21 protein-coding genes are annotated in these 24,122 nt (G+C 44.3%); 5 read left to right on the forward strand and 16 right to left on the reverse strand.

Going from position 1 to position 24,122, the window contains the following annotated elements:
• Window position 1: 1 nt before the first annotated feature.
• The 16 genes from V7R55_RS07070 to V7R55_RS07145 all read right to left on the reverse strand — a co-directional run bounded on the left by V7R55_RS07070 (window position 2) and on the right by V7R55_RS07145 (window position 15,362).
• The gene (locus V7R55_RS07070; protein WP_334058587.1) at window positions 2-499 is read right to left on the reverse strand and encodes a type II secretion system protein; all 498 of its coding nucleotides are present in this window, start codon (window positions 497-499) and stop codon (window positions 2-4) included.
• A gap of 22 nt (window positions 500-521) precedes the next feature.
• Window positions 522-1,109, reverse strand: coding sequence for a prepilin-type N-terminal cleavage/methylation domain-containing protein (locus V7R55_RS07075; RefSeq protein ID WP_334058589.1), 588 nt, complete (start codon window positions 1,107-1,109; stop codon window positions 522-524).
• A gap of 45 nt (window positions 1,110-1,154) precedes the next feature.
• Window positions 1,155-1,649, reverse strand: a complete 495-nt coding sequence (locus tag V7R55_RS07080; RefSeq protein WP_334058591.1) for a hypothetical protein — start codon at window positions 1,647-1,649, stop codon at window positions 1,155-1,157.
• 29 nt (window positions 1,650-1,678) lie between these two features.
• Window positions 1,679-2,914, reverse strand: a complete 1,236-nt coding sequence (locus tag V7R55_RS07085; RefSeq protein ID WP_334058593.1) for a type II secretion system F family protein — start codon at window positions 2,912-2,914, stop codon at window positions 1,679-1,681.
• Window positions 2,914-4,626 carry a GspE/PulE family protein gene (locus V7R55_RS07090; RefSeq protein WP_334058595.1) on the reverse strand — a complete coding sequence of 571 codons (1,713 nt, stop codon included), beginning with the start codon at window positions 4,624-4,626 and terminating at the stop codon, window positions 2,914-2,916. Before V7R55_RS07090 ends, V7R55_RS07085 begins: the two co-directional genes overlap by 1 nt.
• The gene (locus V7R55_RS07095) at window positions 4,626-5,951 is read right to left on the reverse strand and encodes a tetratricopeptide repeat protein (protein WP_334058597.1); all 1,326 of its coding nucleotides are present in this window, start codon (window positions 5,949-5,951) and stop codon (window positions 4,626-4,628) included. The genes V7R55_RS07090 and V7R55_RS07095 overlap by 1 nt, the downstream gene beginning before the upstream one ends.
• The gene (locus V7R55_RS07100) at window positions 5,948-6,853 is read right to left on the reverse strand and encodes an ExeA family protein (protein ID WP_334058599.1); all 906 of its coding nucleotides are present in this window, start codon (window positions 6,851-6,853) and stop codon (window positions 5,948-5,950) included. The genes V7R55_RS07095 and V7R55_RS07100 overlap by 4 nt, the downstream gene beginning before the upstream one ends.
• Before the next feature lie 2 nt (window positions 6,854-6,855).
• On the reverse strand, window positions 6,856-8,604 hold the full coding sequence (mshL, locus tag V7R55_RS07105) for a pilus (MSHA type) biogenesis protein MshL (protein ID WP_334058601.1): 1,749 nt from the start codon (window positions 8,602-8,604) through the stop codon (window positions 6,856-6,858).
• Window positions 8,588-8,905: an agglutinin biogenesis protein MshK gene (locus tag V7R55_RS07110; protein ID WP_334058603.1), complete on the reverse strand. Its 318-nt coding sequence runs from the start codon at window positions 8,903-8,905 to the stop codon at window positions 8,588-8,590. Before V7R55_RS07110 ends, mshL begins: the two co-directional genes overlap by 17 nt.
• A gap of 17 nt (window positions 8,906-8,922) precedes the next feature.
• Window positions 8,923-9,570, reverse strand: a complete 648-nt coding sequence (locus V7R55_RS07115) for an agglutinin biogenesis protein MshJ (protein WP_334058605.1) — start codon at window positions 9,568-9,570, stop codon at window positions 8,923-8,925.
• Entirely contained in the window at window positions 9,545-10,171 is a 627-nt protein-coding gene (locus tag V7R55_RS07120; protein WP_334058606.1) for a PilN domain-containing protein, read from the reverse strand. Before V7R55_RS07120 ends, V7R55_RS07115 begins: the two co-directional genes overlap by 26 nt.
• Window positions 10,168-11,082, reverse strand: coding sequence for an agglutinin biogenesis protein MshI (locus V7R55_RS07125; RefSeq protein ID WP_334058607.1), 915 nt, complete (start codon window positions 11,080-11,082; stop codon window positions 10,168-10,170). Before V7R55_RS07125 ends, V7R55_RS07120 begins: the two co-directional genes overlap by 4 nt.
• A gap of 166 nt (window positions 11,083-11,248) precedes the next feature.
• Window positions 11,249-11,752 carry a hypothetical protein gene (locus V7R55_RS07130; RefSeq protein ID WP_334058608.1) on the reverse strand — a complete coding sequence of 168 codons (504 nt, stop codon included), beginning with the start codon at window positions 11,750-11,752 and terminating at the stop codon, window positions 11,249-11,251.
• Between the two features lie 205 nt (window positions 11,753-11,957).
• The gene (locus tag V7R55_RS07135) at window positions 11,958-12,551 is read right to left on the reverse strand and encodes a phosphoglycerate mutase family protein (RefSeq protein WP_334058610.1); all 594 of its coding nucleotides are present in this window, start codon (window positions 12,549-12,551) and stop codon (window positions 11,958-11,960) included.
• A 149-nt stretch (window positions 12,552-12,700) separates the two neighbouring features.
• A complete protein-coding gene (gene glpD / locus V7R55_RS07140) occupies window positions 12,701-14,248 on the reverse strand; it encodes a glycerol-3-phosphate dehydrogenase (RefSeq protein ID WP_334058612.1) in 1,548 nt (515 codons plus the stop codon).
• A 355-nt stretch (window positions 14,249-14,603) separates the two neighbouring features.
• Window positions 14,604-15,362 (reverse strand): DeoR/GlpR family transcriptional regulator, encoded by a 759-nt coding sequence (locus V7R55_RS07145; protein ID WP_334058614.1) that lies wholly within the window; start codon window positions 15,360-15,362, stop codon window positions 14,604-14,606.
• A 160-nt stretch (window positions 15,363-15,522) separates the two neighbouring features.
• Here V7R55_RS07145 and glpK point away from each other — a divergent pair, with 160 nt between their 5' ends.
• The 5 genes from glpK (at window position 15,523) to V7R55_RS07170 (ending at window position 24,019) form a co-directional block, all read left to right on the forward strand.
• Window positions 15,523-17,007: a glycerol kinase GlpK gene (glpK, locus tag V7R55_RS07150; RefSeq protein WP_334058616.1), complete on the forward strand. Its 1,485-nt coding sequence runs from the start codon at window positions 15,523-15,525 to the stop codon at window positions 17,005-17,007.
• A gap of 368 nt (window positions 17,008-17,375) precedes the next feature.
• Window positions 17,376-20,120 carry a TonB-dependent receptor gene (locus V7R55_RS07155; protein ID WP_438823584.1) on the forward strand — a complete coding sequence of 915 codons (2,745 nt, stop codon included), beginning with the start codon at window positions 17,376-17,378 and terminating at the stop codon, window positions 20,118-20,120.
• 125 nt (window positions 20,121-20,245) lie between these two features.
• On the forward strand, window positions 20,246-21,778 hold the full coding sequence (locus tag V7R55_RS07160; protein ID WP_334058617.1) for a tryptophan halogenase family protein: 1,533 nt from the start codon (window positions 20,246-20,248) through the stop codon (window positions 21,776-21,778).
• Between the two features lie 13 nt (window positions 21,779-21,791).
• Window positions 21,792-22,541 (forward strand): SapC family protein, encoded by a 750-nt coding sequence (locus V7R55_RS07165; protein ID WP_334058619.1) that lies wholly within the window; start codon window positions 21,792-21,794, stop codon window positions 22,539-22,541.
• 20 nt (window positions 22,542-22,561) lie between these two features.
• Entirely contained in the window at window positions 22,562-24,019 is a 1,458-nt protein-coding gene (locus tag V7R55_RS07170) for an SLC5 family protein (protein ID WP_334058621.1), read from the forward strand.
• Window positions 24,020-24,122 lie beyond the last annotated feature (103 nt).

Consider the following 24,122-nt stretch of genomic DNA (forward strand, 5'->3'; position numbering starts at 1 on the left):
ATTACTGGACGCAAGTGTTGACTGTGATTTCAGGACGTTCGCCTGCGGCTGTCGGGTTTGTGTACTCTACAGTACATGCAGAGCCTGTAGCTGTAGGGGCTGTATCTGAGTATGTTCCGAATCCAGTATAGTAGATTAAAGCGAAACCTGTACTAACAGCCGAAACAGCATACTCATCAGGAAGATCAAGTAGTGCAGTGATATTTCCAGCAGTCTGACCCGCTGGGTATCCAAAGACTAAAGTCACGTCAGCATCACCTACGTCAACGTCTTGAGACGCATCACTAGTACCTGCAGCATCTGCAATCAGTGCCTTGCCATAAACAACAGAAGAAGCAGACTCCAGTGAACCAGCAATACCTTGCAATACAGAGTCACGTGCATCGTCTTGAAGGTTCAAAAACTTAGGTGCTGCGGTTACCGCTAGAATACCCAGCAATACAATAACAATGATTAACTCGATTAGGGTGAAACCCTTTTGTGTTGATACTTTTTGCATAATCAAACTTCCTGAGTATTAATTAAAAAACAGTAACCTGGCCAGTGGCTGGGTTGTAGGTGAAACCGTCAAATGTGGTACCGTCAGGCGTGCCGTCTGCTGGTGCTGAATTATTAGGTAAACCCATAGACTCAACTAAATAGTAAACACAAAGCGTGTTTGCACCAGAGTCATCTGAACGTACCGCATATCTGAAGTCAGCAACAACCGTATCGTTTGTCGATGTGGTGTTGGTAGGCGCCGACTGTAGAATTAGGTCAAATGTGTTTTTGCACTCGGTATTGTTAACCGTAGAAATAAGTGTATTACCAGTGGAACTGCCGGTAGGGTAGCCAATAGTGCCGTCAACACCAACTGGTGTCTGGTCGTAAGTAACCACTGTGCCATTGCCATTACCATTGTTGCCACTTGGGCGACCTTCTACTTCCCACTGGGCACGCACAAGACCAACAGCGGCAGCAAAGCCACCTGCTACACCTTCTACACTGGCTTCTCGTGCTTCATCGGTAACATCGATAAAGCGCGGCAGCGCAGTAGCCGCAAGCAAGCCCAAAATAATTACAACAATGATAAGCTCTATAAGCGTAAAGCCTTGCTGTCTCGTGTTCATACCTTCTCCTAGATTACAAAGTAAGCGCATAACTCCGACGCTTAATTAACTTTTTCTTTCTCTTACCACACCGCTACCCGCGTGGTAGTCAAACCAAACCTTGTTTTGGATAGAAAATGCACATTGCAAATATCCATTTACATATTTATCGCTTACCGATACATCAGACGACATATCAAATTCTCTCAATGTCGCTAACGTGAACAGGTATTCACAGGCATTGCCTTGGTTAGCTTCAAGTCCTTCAGGCCAACCTTTTGCATTTACAAATACTTCTGCTGCGACTTCTTTTTGCTGCTTTACGCTACCGCTGGCATCAAAGTCAGTTTCGTAAATCAAAACCTTCGACTGCTTGGTCTTTATCCATTGCGCTCTAGCCAACATAACAACCCGTTGAAACTGAGCCACAGCGTTTTCTTTGTTAACTTTTTCTGCTTCTTCTATGATTGGCGTAGCGTGATACACGTAAGATGCAGCCACAACAGCGAGCACCAGCCCAATCACAATAAAGTTAAACAACCCTGCTTTAGTGCTAGCCACGTTTTACCCCACCTGAACAGGTAGAACACTTACCCGCCTTTTACCGCCGACATCATGTTCCACATTGGCGTAAATATGCCAAGCGCCAGTATCAATACCATTACCGCGACAAAACCTATCAAAATAGGCTCAATTTTGGCTGTTAAGCTTTTTAGGTCAAAGTCCACTTCACGTTCGTAATAATCGGCGCTTTCTTCTAAAAGCGGTTCAAGTCGACCTGTTTCCTCTCCTACAGCAATCATCTGCAATACAAGTGTAGAAAACAGTTCGCTATTTTTCGAAACTCTCAGCAAACTTTCGCCCTTTTCTATGCCCTGACGCATTTCTTTAATGCGCATCTGCATGTGGGCGTTATCTACGGCATCTGCGGTTAACGATAACCCTGCGGTTAACGGCACACCTGCGCGCAAGATCATAGAAAAACTTCGGCTATATCTTGAAAGTAATGATCGCTCAATAATGCTCCCCACGACAGGCAACTTTAGTTTAAATTTGTCCCATTTAAGTCGTCCATTAGTCGAATTAACGTATTGTTTAGCCGAAAAAATTATTCCAATTAGTACGATTAAGATTAACCACCAATAGTTAACAAAGAAATTTGACGTGCCTATTAGCACGCGAGTCATGATGGGTAGTTCTGTGTCGAAACGCTCAAACATTTGAGTAAAAACAGGCACAACGAAAAGGTTTAAAATAAACATTGCAATAGCAAGCGCTATAAGTACAAACGTGGGATATCGCAATGCCGATTTAATGCGCTTTCGCGTTTCTTGTTCCCGTTCGAAATAAAGCGCCAGTTGCAAGAAAACATCGTCTAATTTACCGGTATTCTCTCCCACAACAACGACTGAGATAGTCAGGCGGGTAAAGATTTTTTCGTATTTGGTCATGGCGGAAGACAGGCTTCTACCCTGCTCAAGCTGGTCAGCGATATCTTTTAAAATTTCTTGAAAGCGCTTGTGTGAAGCATTCTCGCTTAACCCTTTAATTGCGCGAATAATAGGAATACCGGCTTTTAACAACGAGTACATTTGGCGAGAAAAGATGATCATTTCATCCAGTCCCACTTTAGGCTCAAAGAGACTCCCTATGGCAAAGCCATCATTAGCTTTCTCGCCACTTCTCGTTTTAGTCTCTTGTATGGAAATCGGCACGATGTTTTTAGACAGCAGTGCCTGCGCAGCGGCTTGTGCTGACGCTGCCTCAATAACCCCTTTTTGAGGGCCGCCTTGAGTCGATTTACCTGCATAAGTAAACTGAGGCATTAGTGATTCACAACCTCAGGAACAAACTCCGCCACCTTGAATACTTCATCTAATGAAGTTTTCCCTTCGGCAGCATAATCCAAGGCCATGTGGGAAAGAGGAACAAAGTCTTTGTTTGCCTTTGTGGCATCGACAAACCCCTGAGTATTGTCATCTCGTAGCGCTTCCATCATGTCTTCATTCATCTCTAAAAACTCAAACACGCCAATACGCCCTTTGTAACCAGTATGGTTACAGCTATTGCACCCTCGTCCTTTATAAAATGCGGCGTTTGCTAGCTCTGGCTTTAAAAAACCTACCCATGCTTGCTCTTGCGCACTCGGTGGTCGCTCTTCTTTGCAGTTTTCACACACACGACGTACCAAACGCTGCGCTAAAACGCCACGTAGTGAGGTGGCAACTAGGTAGGGCGCCGCGCCCATATCGATAAGACGTATGGCACTGGTGACCGAGTCGTTTGTGTGAAGTGTACTTAATACCAAATGACCGGTTAGTGCGCCCCTGAGTCCTATTTCTACGGTTTCTTGGTCGCGCATCTCCCCCACCATGATAATGTCTGGGTCTTGACGTAACGTAGTACGCAAAATAGCAGCGAAGTCGAGACCAATTTTTGAGTTAACTTGCACCTGATTGATACGAGGTAAACGATATTCAATGGGGTCTTCTGCAGTAATGATTTTCAAATCTGGCTTGTTGAGTTCGCTTAATGCGCCATACAAGGTAGTGGTTTTACCTGACCCCGTAGGCCCGGTTACCAATATCATACCGTGGGGTCGGTTTATGGCGGCGCGAAATTTTTCAGCCATCGCATTAGGCATACCGGTTTGTTCTAACGTCAAAAGGCCGGCCGATTGGTCCAACAAACGCATAACCACCGCTTCACCGTTAGCAACAGGCATAGTAGACACACGCACATCAAGGGTGTGGCCTTTCACTTTTATATTAAAACGCCCATCTTGGGGAATGCGCTTTTCTGATATGTCCAAGCCTGACATAAGCTTTAGCCTGAGCACTAGTGCCGAGGCAATTTTTACCTGGTTTAGCGTGTTTTCTTGCAATACACCGTCTACACGCTGCCTGATGCGCAAAATATTTTCATCTGGCTCAATATGAATGTCAGATGCTCGCACCTGTACTGCATCTTCAAAAATAGAGTGGAGTAGCTTTACTACTGTGGCATCTGAAGTGGTATCGTCGAGAGCAGACAATTCAAAGTCAGTTTCATCGGCGTATTCTTCACCTAGTTTTTCTGCAAATGACGCTATATCTTGGGTGCGACGATAAACCGAATCAAACGCTTCTAACATTTGATTTTCTTGAACTATTGCCAGCTCAATATTACGGGGCGCCACTAGGGGCCCTAACTGATCAAGACCACCTAAGTCAGTGGGGTCACTCATTCCAATTAGCACTTCATCGTCATCAGCTTCAAGTACTAGCGCGCGATAACGCCTTGCATAAGTTTCTGGAATAAGTTGCGCTTGTTCAGGGTCAATTCGGCGCTGGGTAATATCTAAAAAAGGAATATTGAGCTGCTGAGCAAGAAAGCGAAGGAGTTGAGGCTCGCTGATATAACCTAGATCGATAAGCGTATCACCGAGTTTGCGCCCAGATGAACGCTGTGCTGATAGCGCATTATCAAGCTGTTCACTGCTGATAATGTTTTCATGAACTAATAAATCGCCGAGGCGCATCTTTAATCGAGGACGCATTAAGGTTGCTCCTGTAAATCGGTTAGGCGGGCACTGGCATATTGCAATGACGTTGAAGAAAGCCCGCCTATTGCAAGGGCTCTTGAATATGAAGAAATGGCCAAGCGCTTGTCTTCCAATGCATCATAGTTGACCCCGAGTGCCAGCCACCATTTAGCGTTATTTGGTTGTAGTGAGGTCATGGCACTGAACGCCGAGATAGCTTGCTCTGGTTTGTTTATCGTTTGTGCAGAGGTCCCCTTTAGTATCAGATAATCGACACGTTTCTCAGCCAGTGCTTTTGCATCTAAGCTATCAGGCATCAGGTTCAGTACTTCTTCAAAACGGCTTTCTTGCACTAAAATTTTGGCCATTAGTTCACGCCACACTAAAGACTCTGGGGACAGCATGACCCCTTCGGATAGCACTTGTAGTGCCTGTAAATTGTTGTTCTGCCCAAAATAAAGCCCCGCGAGTTGTTTGCGAGCCTCGATGTTTTGTGGGTAAGTAGACAACGCAAGAGTGAAGTTCTTTTGTGCGCCTTCGAGCATGCCAAAGTTGTAGGCTTTCAGTCCAGCTTCCAGATGAGCACTACTTTGCTGCTGAGGTGATTTAGGCGCGACTTCCACCGCGGGCTTACGTGAAATTATGCTACTCGATGACGCCTCTTTTATTCCGTCACTTGTTTTACTGGTAGTTTGCTGCTGTTTCTTACTCTGCATTGAAACCGGCGAAGCCTCTTCTACAGTACGAGCCCGCTCGCTTTCAATGGTTTGCGCTTGCAGCGTTTTGACCTTAGAGGCTGAGTTTGAAACTGCGCTTTCAACAGCCTGTGATTCTGTATTTTGACGTGAATTTGACGTATTGTTCTCTTGTGTTTGTTGACGATACTCAGCCTCATCATCAGCTGCCGTTTCATCAACGCTATTAAAGACTAATTCGGCCACATCAGAGGGCACTTCTTGATTGGCCATATCTTGCTCTGATAATGGTGTAGACTGCATCCCCTCAAGCAGAACCGAGTCGCCATTTTCACTTTGTACTCCGGCTCTTTCATTGGCTGATTGAACTAATGAAGTAGGCTCTTTTGATAAGTTCGTTTCGGTGCTTGGTGTATCATTTTGTACAACGACTTTTGCTCTATCGGCTACCACCAATTCACTGCTGTCATAGCTATCTACAAGTGCACTAAACAAAAACCATCCAATAAGCCCTAGTGCGATTAAACCAATCAGCATTTTAGGCCACAGTGGGCGACTTACTACTTGAACCGTAGGCGGCAACCCGAAGTCTTCACTTTGATTTCTTTCATCAAGCGATTTTAGCGTGTCATTTAAAATGCTCATAAACCTGGCGATCCGTAAAAATGAAGCACGCTCGCTACAGCAAGCACCGCGATAGATAAAATAACGACACTTTGTCTGGGTACCAATCGACGCTTACAGTCATCGGTATCAAACACCGCATTTACTGTATGTTGCCAATTTGCTGATTCCTTACCCTGACCGTAAGCACGAAGCAAAATTTTGTGGCAAACGATGTTGACTAACCGCGGAGTTCCACGGGTTACTAGTGCAATAAATGCACGTAAACCTTTTGAGATTAACTGCTCGCTGCCCCCGGCAGTAGTTAGTCTGTGCCCTATGTAATAGTCCACTTCTGCCGAGGTCATAGTGCGTAGCGTATACGAAAAACTAATACGCTGACGGATTTGTCTAACTTTTGGATTTGATAAGTTAGCGTCTAATTCGGGCTGCCCGAACAGGACAATTTGAAGTAGCTTGCTTTTTTCTGTTTCTAAGTTGCTAAACAAGCGCAGCATTTCAAGCGCATCCCAGCTTAGCGACTGCGCTTCATCGATGATCAGTACCGCTTGGCGCCCTTCCTTTTTCAGCGTTAGAAGCTTATTTTCGATAGCACTGTGCAACCCCTGCTGCGGCACGGTGTCTTTACCGGTATCGATACCTAACTCATTGGCAAATGCTATACGCAACTCGTCGGGCGTCAGGTATGGGTTTGGCAGATAACAGGCGACAAACTTATCGGAAAGATGGTTTATCAGTTTGCGGCACAAAAGGGTTTTGCCTGTACCCACCTCGCCTGTAACTTTGATAAAGCCTTCAGACATACTTAGCGCAGACAATATCACTTTTAACGCTTCGTTATGTGGCGCTAGCGCACAAAAGAAATCCGTATTCGGCGTAAGCGAAAACGGCATTTCTGTGAAGTGATAAAAGCCTTGGTACATAATTAGTTTCTATACCATTGGTCAAGTAGAGACTGAGTGCGAAGGCGTTGCTTTTCCCACGTATCAGGCTGCACCACAGAAGGGCGAATAAGGATGACTAGTTCGCGCTTGCTCTGGGTTTTCGCTTTGTTCTTAAACGCATTACCGATAATAGGTATATCGCCTAATAACGGAGTTTTGGATTCTTGTTCGCTGGTAACCGTTTCCATTAAACCGCCTATCACCACAATTTCACCGTCGCGGGCACGGATCACGGTGTCAGACTCACGAATATTACTTTTTGCAAGCGGTAACAATATTTGTTGATCACCTACTTGAATAACCTTTGTCTGTTCCGCCGTTTCGGTTACAGACGGGTGAACATGCAGTATCACAGAACCACTTTTGTCTATTTGAGGTGTTACGTCCAAAGCAATGCCAGAGAAGAAGGGGGTTAGTTCGATATCGTTTTCGTTTTCAGTCTGGGTAGCACTCTGATCTTCACTGGTCGACACATCAGTAACGAAGTACTCATCTTGCCCTACTTTAATAACCGCCTTCTGGTTGTTAGTAACCGTTACGCGCGGGTTACTAAGCATTTGTACGTCACCCTGTGTTTGAAGCATATTAATAACGCCATCAAAGTCGCCTCGGGATATGCGCAACGTTGATACCCCCCCGATATCGGTAGAGATCGTATTGCCAATTGCATTTACTGCATTAATAGCCGGGTCTATACCAGCTGCGGTGTTTGCGGCAAAATTAGAAGCAAGTGCGCCGCCACTAAGGCCGAAATTAACGCTACCCGTTAAACCACTTGCTATTCGGTCCCATCTTACGCCTTGTTGATAACCGTCATTGAGCGTGACTTCAATAATGCGAGCTTCTAGAACTACCTGGCGTTGCAGGCTTTCTTGGCTTTGATTTAGAAAATCTTTCACCACGGCAATTTCGCTTGGTAGCGCGCGAACCGTTACCAAGCCCGCTTGCGGCGAGACCACAACCTGACGGCCTTCTGTGGGCGATACTAGTACCTTCAAAGCCTCTTTTAAGTCACTCCAAAAATCGTTTTCACTGGTGGTTTGAATGTTTGAGCCATTAAGCTGTTGGATATTGTTGCCGCCAAGACCACCTTGACCACCAAAACCGCCTTGACCACCCAGAGCGTTACCGCTGATGTTATTGTTGCCGTTAATACCGCCGTTGTTACCGCCGTTATTTTGGTCCTGCTCGCTAACACCGCCCGCAATTACGCTCACGTTCGATACACCAAAACGCTTGATCATTAGGAAGTTAACCGGGATAGATTCTGTCTTTAACTGCGACGGCATCACCTGGATGACTTTGCCTTCTAAAAATACATCCAGCGGATACATTCTAGAAATAATCGTAAGCACATCATCAAGGGCTACGTCTTTAAGCGTTAGGCTGATTTGACCTGACACCGCTGGATGCACAGCCACGCTATATGGCGTATCTTCCACTAGCGCATCGAAGAAAGGGCGAACATCCACATTATTGGCCGATACGGCAAACATTTTCTGAGACGTAGGGGCTGGTAGCGACTGATAGCGAGCCACTTCTGACAATAGTTCTTGGTTTAACTGCAGCGGAGGCGCAGGTTTGGTAGCCGGTATATTTTTCGAGCGATTTAACTCATCACGGATATGCGGCTTAACTTCCTCGCCCACACCATAGGTTTGACAACCAGCAATAACAAGCGCCGCAGCTAGGACAAGTGCGCTAGAAATAACGCTATTTTTTAATTTCATATGCATACATTCTTAGTATTTTTTGCTGACGACCGTCAGTGATAACCACGTGTTTAGGGTTTATTTTGGACACTATGAACTCGTTGAGCGTGTCACCCTCTCGATAAGATTTGCCAGAGATAATCGCGCTATACCCTGAACTGCGTTTAAAAATTGACTGCAGTGCCAATTCACCATCTAAAAGGCCGCTTTCCTTTACACTCGCCCCCTTGAACAAGGCAGGTTTAGTTGGGTCTACGGCAGCTATTGTAGGCTGGAAAACACTACCTAATACCAACAAACTAAATACAAAGTATTTCATTATCTTCACCTAGACTCCTAAAGCGAAATAAAGGTAGCGTTATTGCTTACTGTCGCTAACCCAAGCGTCAGTGATGCGTTGGGGTATTCACCGACGTTATAAGCGAAGTCAGTCACTATGACTTTCTCGGGTGCTGCTTGCAGACGCGCTAGGTAACTGCGTAAATCAAAGTAACCTCCCTCAATCACTAGGCGCATATTGTGACGATAAAAAGCTGTACTTTGGGAATCACCTTCGCCAAAACGAATGGTTTGAGTAGGTTCAACGTTAAAATTAACCAAACTCACATTATTTTCTTCGTTTAACAACGTCATCAGTAGCTCAGGCATTCTGTCAGCCGCCACAAAACCTTCGTTCAATGAAAGTAGCGCCTCATCAACGCTCAGTAGCGCTTGTCTCGCGCTATCTAATTCTTGCTGCATACGTTGTGTGTAATCGACAGACAGTGCTTTTTGAATAGCATCACGTTGAATGACTAGCGCCTTATATTCACTTTCTTTTCGAGTAGCTGTTTTGTCAGCGGCAGACATGTCTTCCAGCGCTGGTGATATGCCGAACCAAAAGAACAAATAAACGATAAGGCCAAAGCTCACCCACAAAATTAGCTGCTTTTCTCTGTTTTCAAGCGCAGAAAACTTATCAGAGAGCTGTTGATACTGACTCATCAGCGTCTCCCTCAAAATCGGTGGATATTAAAAATTGCTTCACATTTTCAGCACCATCTACTTCGTCGAACTTCACTGACGAAAATGACTTCCCTTGGAAGAAAGGAGACTGCTGTAAATTCTTTAGCCAAACAGGAATAGACGAGGGTGCGATTGTTTGTCCTGACAGGCGAATTTTTTGGGTGTCTATATTTATGCTGGTAAGCCATAGATTCTGGTTGTGATAGTCCGCAAGGTCATCCATCACTTCACCATACTTAGTTGCATCAAAAGACAGCTCTCCGCTTTTTAAATAAGCAAGCAGTTGCTTTCTGTTTTGAATCTTGGCATTCACTTGCTCAAGTTGCTGTTGTAGCGCTTTGGTATCTCGCTTTTTCTCTAGGGCATCATTGAGTGTTTTAATCTCGTCGTTGATTTGGCGTGTCGATGCTGACATCTGTTCTATTTCTTCTTGCTTTGCGTTTAGCAACACGTTAAAGGCCATAGCAGCAATTAGCATTAGTGCAAATGCTACGCCGTTTACCCAAACTACCTTTGATAAGGGTAAGCGCTCTTTTTGAGGTTTAAGCGAAGGGTGGTAAAGGTTTATTGTGCGCTTCACTGTTCATCCCTCGCTGCGACAAGCGCGCTAGCTAAAGCAAAATGACAAGCGGGTTCAACAACATCAGCTAACTCAAGCACCGGAATAAATTTTTTCATAGCCGCAGGCTGAAATGGCTTCAAGCGCTCTATTACAGGCTCGCAATCAAACTGTGTTCTGAACAAGATTTCTTTTAGCGGTGGCTGTTTTAGCTGTGACTCATAAAAATCCATCGATCGCTGTATTTCTAATCCAAGCATGTCGCTCAACTGAACGAGGTCTTCTTGGCCGGCGGATTTCTTAACAAAGCCCCTTAAACGTCGCGATAGCCAAATAGCACGCGAACGAACAATCATCAAAAATGGTTCGCTATCAGGCTCTTGAATAATAAGCAAACGCGCATAATCATCATCAGGCACCATTTCTGTCGCCAGCACCTCTTTGGCGTGGATATGAGTGAGTTTTACCTCTTTCTTTTTAGATAATCTTTGTACAAGCGCAGAAAGCGAGGATTTATCGGCAGCGAACACATCGATTTTTTTACCGCCGGATCGAGTTTGGACCGGATAGTCGATGTAGTCCAAAACAATATTGCTAGAGTCAAAAGGAACTAACTCGCCAAGAGTCCAAGGTAGCGCCGTTGTAATGTCTTCTTCAGGTAACTCGGGTTTATCGACCTGTACCATATGGTACATTTCTTGTGGAAGTACGACAGATACTCGGCACGTTTCCTTATCGAAATCACGCAATGCATCACTTAATTGTGTCTCAAGTGGTTTTCGATTATCGAAAGGAACGGACGCAACTGAGCTAAGCACATGATCAGTACCCCCAAAATTAATCGCGGTAACATGTAACTCAGTCGCACTCACAGACACACCTACGGTGAGCTTTGCACTGTTCTTTTTCGAAGAGAATAAGCTAGATAGCATATGCCTACTTAATTCGTTAGTGTCGAGTATTATCTTATTTTCAACAATACCTTAAGGTGTCAATTTGTGACATGGCGCTAACTCAAAAGTAGACTAATTATCTAAATAAACCAAATACCTATATAGCAGAACATTTATATTAATATGTATAGATATGAAGACCTTATTAGTCTTCTAAGGCGGTTACCGACCCGCTTGCTGGGTAATAGTCAAAGTAGGTACCTTTACTCAAGCTAAAGCGACACCAGTAGTTATCTTCATTTGCTTCAAGCTCGGCGTAGTATCTTGCATGTACTTTAAACCCATCTACACGGAGTGGAGATGCCACTACTGATGACCAAATTTTCTCACATCCAGCATCCGACATATTAGCTGTTGGCCATCCATTGTGATTCATACGAACTGGCGTTCGGTTTATTTCACTACCCGCGTCATCATAGTGAATGAGCATTATCATAGTAGTGGGCTGACGCACTCGCCATTGCCAATGTGAAGAAACCACATGCCGTTTAAAAGTATCTAAACGCTCAGCAAAGGCTTCTGTAGTCGTATCTGCTTCACCAATGTGAAAATAGTTAATTGCTACCCCCAGTGTTACCGCGAAAATAACAGCAATGGACGCTTTTATAACGTTTTTCGTGGTATCGGAGTCTTTTTTATTTTTATTCATTTTTGGATTCTCAGCTTATCACCGAGGTAACAAACCTTGTTTACCCTCGGTGTTCATCACGATATGCAAGACATAAATCGGCTATCGCAAGCGAAAAACGACCTCGCTATGTCGATAGTTTATCGGCATTTTGAATAAAATATGAAGTAATACTAGTTCGCATAGATAATTAAACGAACCCTCAAGCCTAGCTCATTTAAAAGTATCAATGATTAGCGTTAATGGCTTTTTGCAGAATAGTGATACCCCAGAAATCACTGTCTTTTTGCTTCAGCTGCCACCCATTTTTTATGAGCGCTTTTCGCGTATAGAAGTTAGTCATACCATGTCCAAACAGAACCACTTTAGGATGTTTTTCGCTGAGTTTATCGATATGCAGGGAAAGCTTTTCAACTCGCTTTTTAGCAAATTTAAAACTCTCAAAGCGTCCTTTAGTTCCCATAAACCAGAGGGCGCGGCTTAGCAAAACCCAATGCCAACTGCGTAAGATGAAAGGCAGCTTGTAATAAGGTATATCCATTTCTCTCAGTTCCGGTAACTCTTCATCAATTGAAGTTACGCCATACTGAGCAGCTGTTAACTTTGCTCTTAAAAGTGGGCTGACGGCGATATAGCTACCGGTTATATCTATTTTTTGCTTGGGTTGACTGGCTGGGTCTAGGGAAGATTTATTGTAGTTCCGCACCCAGCTTGCATATTCGGCGGCATTCACTTTCTCATTGTGGGCTGAAAGTGGCTTTCCGTGGCGTATGAAAACTACTTCTTTCATCGCGCTTCCTTTCATGACATCCGTATTCATACTAAGTCCATTTAATTAAATCTAACTATTTCGCAAGCGTAATGGGCTATGTGAATCGTTATTTACTTCATATAGCGGGAATATACAAAAACATAGGGCGTTAGTTTAAACGCAACGCCCTTTGCACATACTGAAACGAGTTAGCAAAGTTACGCACTCGCCAATACTGGGTCAATAGTTTGCTGCTCGCCGTGAAGGGAGTGCGCTTTTTGTTCGATGTATTGCGATAGCACCTCTTGTTGCGCTTTGTTTAAACGCAACCCATGCTTAGTTCTGCGCCAAATAACATCTTCCAGCGTACATGCCCATTCACTCTCGATTAGATAATCTACTTCTGCGCAATACATACCTGCGCCAAAGTCTTCTCCCATCTCAGCAATTGACGATTTTCCTTTTAAAAATTTGTAGCTTAAAAGGCCATATTGACGCGCATAGCGTTGAGCGATGTTTTTGTTCAACCACTGAAACTCACCAATTAACTTATCTACAAGCTCGTCTTGGCTTTCGAATGCACCACCTGGTAAAGGCACATCTTTAGTCCATGCTTTCTTAGCTTTAGGGAAACATGTAGTCAGTCTGTCTACCGCATGCTCAGCTAATTTTCTGTAGGTCGTTATTTTCCCTCCAAAAATATTGAGCAGCACAGGCTTGCCTGTTTCACCTTTCAGCTCAACTTTATAGTCTCGCGTTAACTCCTGAGCAGAAGCATTCTTTTCTTCCAACAAAGGTCTAACGCCACTGTAAGAATGAACGATATCGCTTCGGGTAATTTTTGATTTAAAATATGTGTTTACTACATCTATTAGATATTCGGTCTCTTCATCCGAGATAGCAGCATCTGATGGATTACCTTTAAAGTCTTCATCAGTAGTGCCTACCAGCGAGAAATCACCTTCATATGGGATAACGAAAACAATGCGCCCGTCTTTGTTTTGCAGTATGTAGGCTTCATCAGTATCGTAAAGTTTAGGAACAATAAAGTGACTTCCTTTCACCATACGCATTGCATTTGGGTTGTTAACATTTACTAAACGATCTAAGAAGGATACCGCCCACGGGCCTGCAGCATTGACAATAGACTTCGCTTTTACTGTAAACGTTTTCCCTTTTGCCGTTTTAAGCTCAACACTCCACAGATCATCTTGCTTTTCAGCTTTAACGCATTCAGTGCGGGTGTAAATTTGTGCGCCTTGATCTTGTGCGGCCAGTGCGTTCAATACTACTAAGCGTGCATCATCCACCCACCCATCAGAGTACTCAAAGCAGGTTGTAATATCGTTAACCAACGGACTTTCGCTTGTTGTCGACAGCTTCCGTGAGCGAGGTAGCATGTTGCGTTTCGCCAATGAATCGTAAAGGAACAATCCAATTCGAATCATCCAGGCTGGGCGCAAATGCTTTTGATGCGGCAAGCGAAACCTCAAGGGCCACATGATATGAGGGGCTTTTTGAAGGAGTACTTCCCGTTCCGCCAATGCTTCTTTTACTAAACGGAACTCGTAATGTTCTAGATATCTAAGGCCGCCATGAATAAGCTTACTGCTTGATGAAGATGTAGCGCCAGCAAGGTCACCTTTTTCACATAATGCTACTGAAAGCCCACGCCCTGCAGCGTCTAGCGCTACGCCAACACCGTTAACGCCGCCGCCAACAACTAAAACGTCGACTGTTTTTTCAGATTCATTGCTGTGACTCATAGTTCGCCCCTGCTCGTATTCACATTTGCTTTATCTAATTGTTGGCTATTTGACAACCAAAAAGAAAACATGTCAACACAAAACGAACATTATCGAACATTAAGGAAAGTTAAAGAAACCCAATTATGTGTTAATTTGTTGGTAAATAACGCAGAGAAAGAATGAAGGGCTCAGCAAATCTACATGCATTGACTCGCATATTTGAGAATATAAATAGCCAAGCGAATCAACACAAAATCATGTGCAAGGAATAATCAGCGATGAAGCAACGCGCAATATCATCGACAAGATAAGGCTAGTCCATAATTATGACAGACCTGTGATTGTGACAATAAACGAGTAAGACTACTGATAGCTATGCTTTTACAAATGTAATGTTATTTTCTTTTATAATTTTTACTATGCTTGGCGGTGGTGTCTTATCACAAACCAAGCAATCTACTTGTGAAATATGGCCCTGTTCAACCATAGCGCGACGCTCGAATTTGCTATAGTCGGCCGCAAGAATAACGTGCTGGGTATGTTCTAAAATAGCTTGTGAGACTTTCACTTCCCTAAAGTCGAAGTCAAGCAATGCACCGTCTGAGCTTATACCGCTTATACCGATAATGCCGTAATCCATTCGAAACTGACTAATGAAATCACAGGTTGCTTCGCCAATAATTCCGCCGTCGCGATAGCGTACTTCACCAGCGGCGATAATCACCGAGAAGTCTTCTTTAGCAGATAAGATTGTCGCAACATGGATGTTGTTTGTTACTACGTGGAGATTTTTGTGGTTGAGCAGTTTGGTGGCAATAAGCTCGGTCGTGGTACCAATATTAATAAACAAAGACGCACCATCAGGGATCATGGCTGCCACAGCCTCTGCAATTTTCTCTTTTACTTCACTGTTTTGCGTTTTACGTTCTTGGTAAGGCGTGTTTTCCCAACTTCTATTTAAGCCAGCCCCACCGTGGTAGCGACTGACTACACCGTTTTCAGCCAGTTGATTTAAATCTCTTCTAATGGTCTGTGGCGTCACTTCACAAGCACTAACCAAATCATCAATAGACATAAAACCATGTTGCTTAATTAGCCCAACAATTTTTTCGTGCCTTTGCGTTTGGTTCATCACACATCCTCAGAAGTAAAATCGACAATAATTATACGTGCTTAAAAACAAACTTCACGCGATAAAACGAAAATCAAATGTTCGTTTTCGAAAATATAGCATTGTTAAACATCTGTAAATGATGCAAACTCTATGAAAAATCATCTTCAGGAGTGACCTTATGGGACAACATATTCTTGCCATTGACCAAGGCACAACAAGCTCTCGCAGCATTATTTTTTCTCCGAAAGGCAGTATAGAAGCTATTGCTCAACAAGAGTTTTCGCAAAAATACCCTAAGGATGGTTGGGTAGAACATGACCCTGAGGAAATTTGGGAAAGCGTTGTCGCTACCCTGAAGGAAGTGTTTAACAAATGTAGTGTCGCGCCATCAGACATCGCCGCCATTGGTATCACAAATCAGCGCGAAACCACGCTAGTTTGGGACAAGCAATCCGGAAAGCCCATCTACCCCGCTATTGTGTGGCAAGACAGACGCACAGCGCAATATTGCCGAGATTTTAGCGAAGACGAAGAATTTGTTTCGTACATAACTGAGACAACAGGACTTTTACTCGACCCTTACTTTTCAGCGACCAAAGTCGCATGGATACTAGATAACGTCGAAGGCGCACGAGAGAAGGCTGAAAATGGCGAGCTTCTATTTGGTACTGTGGATGCGTATTTGATTTGGCGCTTAACGGGCGGTGAATCACATAAAACTGATGCCACCAATGCGTCTCGAACCATGTTGTTTGATATTCATAACCAGTGTTGGGATGAAAAGCTACTCGATAAATTTAAAATTCCAGCTTCAATGCTGCCGGAAGTTATGGACTGTGCAGCAGATTTCGGAGTTATTAAAGAAGACATCATCGGAAAAGCGATTCCTATTCAGGGTGTAGCTGGTGATCAACAAGCCGCCTTGGTTGGTCAGGCTTGCTTCGAAAAAGGCATGGCGAAGAGTACATATGGCACGGGTTGCTTCATGATCCTTAATACAGGCGACGCCCCGCTTCAATCGAAAAACCGATTACTGACAACAGTGGGTTACCGCCTCGAAGGGAAAACTACCTATGCACTTGAAGGTAGTATTTTCATGGCTGGCGCCACCGTTCAGTGGCTACGGGATGGCTTAAAGCTTATTGATGATGCTGCAGAATCAGAAGCTTTAGCGCAGCGCGCTAGACAAGATAACGGTGTGTTTTTAGTTCCCGCATTTACCGGGTTAGGCGCGCCTTATTGGGATCCTGATGCTCGTGGCGCCATTTTAGGGCTAACCCGTGATACAGGGATAAGCGAGATCGTTGCAGCAGGCCTGCAATCGGTTTGTTATCAAACCAAAGACCTTCAAAAAGCGATGGAAAGCGACGGCGCTCGCCCTACAAATATACGTGTAGACGGTGGCATGTCACGCAACGACTGGGTCATGGGCTTTCTGTCGGATATTTTAGGGGCTGAAGTAGAACGTCCTGAAATTACAGAGACTACTGCGCTAGGTGCAGCTTTCCTAGCAGGATTACAGGCTGGTGTCTTTAATTCAATTGACGATTTAACCCACTGCTGGAAGAGTGATAGCGTTTTCACTCCAAGACTGTCGAAGTCGGAGCGCGATCAGGCCTATGAAGGTTGGAAAGCAGCCGTAGAACGTATCCGCTGCAGTTAATGACGCTTAAATTCCCCTTATTTTTCCTATTGTTAATAAAGTGCGGTTATATACCGCACTTTTTTTATACAAAAAAATTTTTTATAACATTGTAATTACATTGTCATTTTGTGCTAGTATTGAACTTAAGGTAAACGTTTACCTTTTACCTTAAAACGTAAACGCTATATTTTTCAAAAAGTTACAAATAATAATCGAGAAAATATAACGTTAAATGTGTAAAAGTAATGTTAATAAGCTTAATCCACAGATACCAAAAACGTAATTTAAGTGCAAAGTACGTTAGAACGTAGCCTACTCACGGAGAAAACACAGTGACACATAAAATTAACACATCACAGTTAGGCCCGATTGCGAAACGCTCACTTTTGGGTGTCGCTATCGCCTCTGCCCTACACGCACCGGTAGCATTTTCTCAAGATGCTGACACTCAAAGTGTAAACGATGCACCTGTTGAAGTTATTGAGGTTCGCGGTATTGTCAGCAGCCTGAAACGCGCAATGGCTGATAAGAAAGAAAACCTCGCTGTTTCAGACGGTATTGCAGCAGAAGATTTGGGTAAGTTCCCAGATTTAAACGTAGCTGAATCACTTCAGCGTATCACTGGTGTTTCTATCGACCGTAACGGAGGCGAAGGCCAGCAGGTAACAGTACGTGGTTTTGGTCCTCAATTTAACACGGTACTTGTTAACGGTCGCCAACTAGCTTCAGATGATGCTGGGCGTGCATTTAACTTTGATGTACTTGCTGCAGACCAAATTACTGGCGCAAATATCTACAAGAGTGGCGTTGCAAACCTTCAATCAGGTGGTATCGGCTCTACCATCAACGTTTCTACTGCTCGCCCGTTCGACTATGACGGTTTCCAGGCGGTTGGTAGCGTGAAAGGAATGTACGAGACGCTTTCAGAAGAAACATCACCGCAAGCCTCATTCCTAGTAAGTAATACATTTGCCGACGATAAGTTTGGTTTACTTCTAGCAGTATCACACCAAGAGCGTGAAGTTCAAATTAACCGCATTCAAACAGCGGGCTGGCGACCAGGTCTGACGCTGTCGAACAGAAATGACGGTGTAATTGCTTCGAATGTATACCTTCCTCGTAACTGGGATCAGGTTGTTGACCAACAAGACAGAACACGAACAAATGCGTCGCTTGTTGCGCAGTTCGCACCTTCTGATGATGTTACCATTACGTTAGACGGCTTCGTGTCTAAGTTTGAAATTGATTCGCAAGTAACTGACTTAGCGTCATGGTTCGAACCAGACCGCGTTGGCTCTGCGACCATTTCTGAATACGGCACTGCTATTCAATTTACGCAAGAAATTGACTTACACCAAGGTAGCGGTAACCCAGCGTCTGACTTCGTTTCATCGACCCGTGGTGTACGTGATGTAACTAACAAGGGTTTTGGTTTAAATGTTGACTGGCAAGTAACAGATGCCCTTTCAGCAACATTCGACGTTTCAACATCTGAAGCTGAAAACGATATTGGCGGTAAAGGACGCTTCAACGTAGTTGGTATTATTAATAACTACGAGTTTGACGGCACTGGAAGCACACCTACAGTAATTCACGACGGTTTTGGCAACGGTCAATTGCCTGACATTAACCTTAACCGCCTTCACTACAATGACTTGGGTAACGTAGTTGCATCAGAAGATGAAGTTACGGAATATAAAGCAGACTTTACGTACCTAGCTGATTCAGACGTTTTCCGTAAGGTTGATTTTGGTATTTTGCGTTCTGAGCGCGAAAAATTCGTATTCCAAGAGTTTGCTTCACAATGTGCGTTCTGTGGTTATGGCACAGAAGCGCCAATTGATGAGCTTAATATTCGCCCGTTTACTGCAAACAACTTCTTCAGCGGTCTGATTGACACTTGGTATACATATGATGGTGATGCGTATCTAGACTACCTTGCCTCTCAAGGTGCTCCAGTAACGCCAACGTTGCAAAACAACTACTACAACATTGAAGAAGAAGTCACTGCACTTTATGCACAGTTCGAATTTGGTTATGACATTGGTGATATGCCATTAACCATGAACTTTGGTGCACGTTATGAAGAGACAAACGTGGCGGTTTCAGCGGTACAAGCATTTGTTTCGGATATCGTTCCAACTACTGACTTGACCCTGTTTTCAAACGTATTTGCTCCAGCAGAGAATATTACAGGCACTACATCGTATTCTAATCTTTTACCTAGCTTGAACGTTAAGTTAGAAGTACAGGAAGACATGATTGTGCGCTTCTCTCGCTATGACTCTTTGACGCGACCCACTATGTCTCAGATGTCTCCAGCAACGACCTTTGGGGAACCTCGTCGCCAAAACCTTCAGGCAAGCGGTGGTAACCCTAATCTGAAGCCATTTAGTGCTGAAAACTGGGATCTATCGTTTGAGTGGTACTACAGCGATGACTCTGTGTTCTCGTTTGCAGTATTTAGCAAAGAAGTTGAAGACTTCATTGTTACCCTTTCGGGCGCAGAAACTTACACTATGACTGACCGTCTTCCGGGCGACTTCCGCTGCGCGGCAGCTGACTGTGCACCAGGCGTATCGCTTGATCCACAAGACCCAGATCGCGATGTGGTAGCTGATACTGAAGAGCTTAATGGTGCAAGCGAAGTCTATACAGTAACTCGCCCGCAAAACGGTGAAACGGCTACAGTAAATGGTTATGAAGTAGCGATTACTCACGTATGGGATAACGGCTTTGGTGTAACGGCTAACGCAACTGTAGTTAACAGTGATGCGGAAGTATCTGGTGATACTAGCCAAACATTTGCATTGGAAGGGCTTGGCGATTCACAAAACCTTATCGTGTTCTACGAGCGCGATGCGTTCCAGGCACGTGTTGCGTTTAACAACCGTGAGTCGTTCCTATTTGCACTTGATAACGGTTCATCAGGCGAACCAACGACTACTGAAACCTATGGTCAGTGGGATGTTAGTGCAAGCTACGACATCAACGAACACCTCACTGTATTCGTTGAAGGTATTAACGTAACGGAAGAAGAACTTACGCAGATTGGTCGCTTCCCAGACCAAATTTACTCAATTGAAGACAATGGTGCCCGCTACTCTGTAGGTATTCGAGGCTCATTCTAAGATTTGTGTGTGTGTTTTGGCAGGGGTAAAACCCTGCCATTTATCCATAAGCCTATTGGCAAAACGAGTACGTTTATGGATAAATGTAGAAAACAGTCATAATTCCATTTAAGCAGTGTTGTTTCATGAACCATTCATCTAGTACATCTCAAAAACAGCGTATTGTCATCGTAGGTGGCGGCACCGCTGGCTGGCTTACTGCCGCCATAGTCGCGGCTAAACATAAGGTAGCGATGGGTGAATGTGGCTTAGACATTACTTTGGTCGAATCCAGTGACATCCCTACCGTTGGCGTAGGTGAAGGAACATGGCCAACCATGCGCAACACGCTAAAAGACATTGGCCTGTCAGAAAAAGAAGTATTTAGGCGCTGCAGCGCTGCATTTAAGCAGGGCGGTAAGTTTGTAAATTGGGTAAATGGTGATGGCGACTTTTATTACCATCCGTTTACCGTTCCGCTAGGTTATGGCCGCGTTGAGATGGCACCCTATGTAGGTGATATTGCAAACTTTGCGAACGCTACAAACTTTCAGCAGCACGTGTGTGAGCGCAATATGGCACCTCGCACGCTTAGCGAACAAGAATACAGCAGCGCACAGTCGAACTATGCGTATCATTTAGATGCTGGCGCATTTGCTGACATGTTACGAGACTTCAGCAAAACGGTGCTCGGCGTTAAACACATTGTCGCCACTGTAGAAAACGTAGCTGCAGTCTCAAACGAACATATCGAAAGCGTTACGCTTAACAACGGCATGGTTTTACATGCCGATTTATTTGTCGACTGTTCTGGTTTTCGCTCACTATTGCTTGGCGAAACCCTAGGTGAAAGCGTTGTCTCTACAGATGACGTGCTATTTAATAACTCTGCCCTTGCCCTTCATGTACCCCACGAAGAAGACTTCGAAATAAAGCCCTATACCCAAGCAACAGCACAAGAAGCAGGCTGGATTTGGGATATTGGTTTGTCTTCAAGAAGAGGTGTAGGCCATGTTTACTCAACCGAGTTTACTACCGACGAACGTGCGGAAGAAGTATTGCGTCAATACGTAGGCGACGAGCACGGTGATTTGAAAGCGCGCACAATTCGCTTTAACTCTGGTTATAAGAAGCGCATTTGGAAAGGCAACTGCATTGGCGTAGGTCTTTCCGCAGGGTTTGTAGAGCCATTAGAGGCAACAGCCCTTATGCTTATTGAGATCTCAGCACGTTATATTGCAGAGCAAATGCCGCTACCAGAATCAGCGATGCCTATAGTCAGTCAGCGCTTTAACAAGCAAATGAACTATCGCTGGCAGCGCATTATCGACTTCTTGAAACTTCATTATATTTTTAATCAACGCAGTGAACCTTACTGGGTTGCCAATCGCGATCCTTCAACTATTCCCGACTCATTAAAAGAAGATTTGGAAATATGGAAGTATCGCGGCCCACAAATTGCTGATTTTTCAGCGGCAATAGAGCTATTCCCTGCCGCCAGCTATCAGTACGTACTATATGGAATGGGATTTTCTCCAGACTTTTCTTTGCAATCTCATTTCTACAACGAACGTGACTTAGCTGATAAGGTCATCCAGCAAAATCAGCTTATCACCCAGCAAAAACTAAGCAGCTTACCTAATCACCGCGACTACATTGAGCAGTGGTTGGCAAGCTAACGAGAACTATAATATGCCAAAATTTGAAACCTTATCGGCTGATACCCACAGCGCTCTTACTATTGACGAGAGCAAGCTTGCTAGTACTTATTCGAAATTTCATCTTCTCAATATTGAGATAAAGGAAGCCGTTCAAGCATCTAGCGACTTCCCTCTGTTTTTCAGTAAATCTTCTGAAGCACAATATTGGACTATTTCAGCGCTGTGCGGCCTTGCTCCCCAAGAAAACGTATTTGAAACGCAAGGCACGTGGCTTGGTCACTATACACCGCTCAGTCTTCGCACCTTACCTTTTATTGTGCGTTTGGGAAATGATGCTCAGCAGCAAGAAGTTTTAGTTGATGTCGACTCGCCAGCTGTTTCTTCTCAAAACGGTGAAGCACTCTTTTTGTCTTCAAAGCGCCCTACTGCGTACCTTGATAACAAGAAGAAACTGTTAGATGAGCGCGTTACCGCCATGCAGCAAACCGCTGTAATGATGAATCAAATTAGCGAGATGGGACTTATCCATTCTGTTGACTTGATTATAGAGTTTAAGGACAACACCAGCCAGCGGGTGGGTGGATTAGCAACAGTAAACGAACAGCGCTTGCAGAATCTAACAGCAGACGAACTGGCGAATCTAAACCAAAAAGGCCTACTCAACGTGCTGTTCAATATTCTTGGCTCTATTTTGCAAGTGAACCGCGTTATTCGTCTTCACAACACTAAATTTCCTGATCGCGCTGTAAACAACATTAAGTTCGAAACCAGCAAGTCATAACTGTCCTCTAGGAGTAAAACATGTTTTCCAGCACTATTCAGGTGTCTGTTTTTGTCTTTGTGACTGCTTTAATTGGTTTTCTTACCTATTTAAGTTGCCGCGGACAAAATAGAAATGCCCAAAACCAAAACCGCGAATACTTTCTTGCAGGCGGAGGGCTAGCTTGGTATTTCGTTGCAGGTAGTATCACGCTCACCAACTTAAGTACCGATCAGCTTGTAGGTATGAACGGTAACCAAATGGCCTTGTTGGCCCTATGGGAGCTCGCAGCGGTAGTAGGCCTTTTCGTTCTGGCAAAAGTATTTTTGCCTGTGTATTACAAGTTCAAGTGTACAACGACAACAGAACTTCTAGAGCAGCGCTATCACGACAAGCACATACGTGCAGTTATCAGTGCGCTCTTCTTCGCAGGCAGTGCTTTAATTTTCTGCCCAGCGGTAATCTATTCGGGCTCTTTGTTCATGCAGTCTATGTTTAACGTTGAGCTACCGCTTATGTACATTGCCGTTATCTTCGTGGTTGTGGGTGCTCTATACGCAATCTTCGGCGGTCTTCGCGCAGTGGCAGTGTCTGATACCTACTCAGGCGTGCTTCTATTAACCATGGCGGTATTGGTGGTTATTCTTGCGCTTCAAGCCATCGATTATAACTTTGACGGCATTCCACAAGAGAGACTTACGCTAATTGGCGATGATGAGTCACCGATCCCTTGGCACACCTTACTTACCGGTATGATCTTTATCCAAATGTTTTACTGGGGTACTAACCAGGTAATTACTCAGCGCGCAATGGCGGCACCTTCGTTGAAAGAAGCGCAAAAGGGCGTATTCGCTGCAGCCGGCATTCGCTTGCTGATTGTGCCTGCTATTATCGTTATTCCAGGTATCGTTTCGTATAAGCTATTTGGTGATATTGGTGATAGTGCTTACGGGAAAATCGTGGCAACGGTATTGCCTGATTGGCTTTCTGGCGTATTCGCAGCGGCCATGGCAGCTGCGGTGTTAACCACGTTTAACAGTAACCTAAACTCTGCAACAGCACTTTACGTGTGCGACATTCATGAAAGCTATATCAATAAAACGCCAAACGTACCTAAGTTAAGCGGCTACGTTACGGTTTTATTGTGTTTAGTATCGCTTGCGCTAATTCCTGTATACCAACAAGCTGATAGTATTATTAACTTGGTCCAGAAGCTGTACGGTTTATTAAGCATGCCGATTCTTTCGGTATTCATTGTTGGCTTACTGTTTAGAAACGTGCATGCATTCGCAGCCATTGGTGCAGTGTTATTCGGCGTTTCAATTTACGCATTAATGAGCTTTGAAGCTTCACCTCTGTATGCACCATTTGGCCTTCATTACATACACCTAATGTTCGCAACGCTTATCGGCTGTGTCGCCTTTGCTCTTATTGTGAACCGAGTAGTGTTTAACCAGAAGGCAGAGTTTTCCTTAGAGCTTTATAAAAAAGAAGCCTAACAAATTAGTAACATGTCGAAAAAGGATGTCTTTTGACATCCTTTTTTGTTTTTAACAATTAATATCATCTATATTTTACGACTATTGGTCAGACTTCACTTCC

This window comes from Alteromonas sp. S005, assembly GCF_036864475.1.
In the GTDB taxonomy this organism is placed as follows: Bacteria; Pseudomonadota; Gammaproteobacteria; order Enterobacterales; family Alteromonadaceae; genus Alteromonas.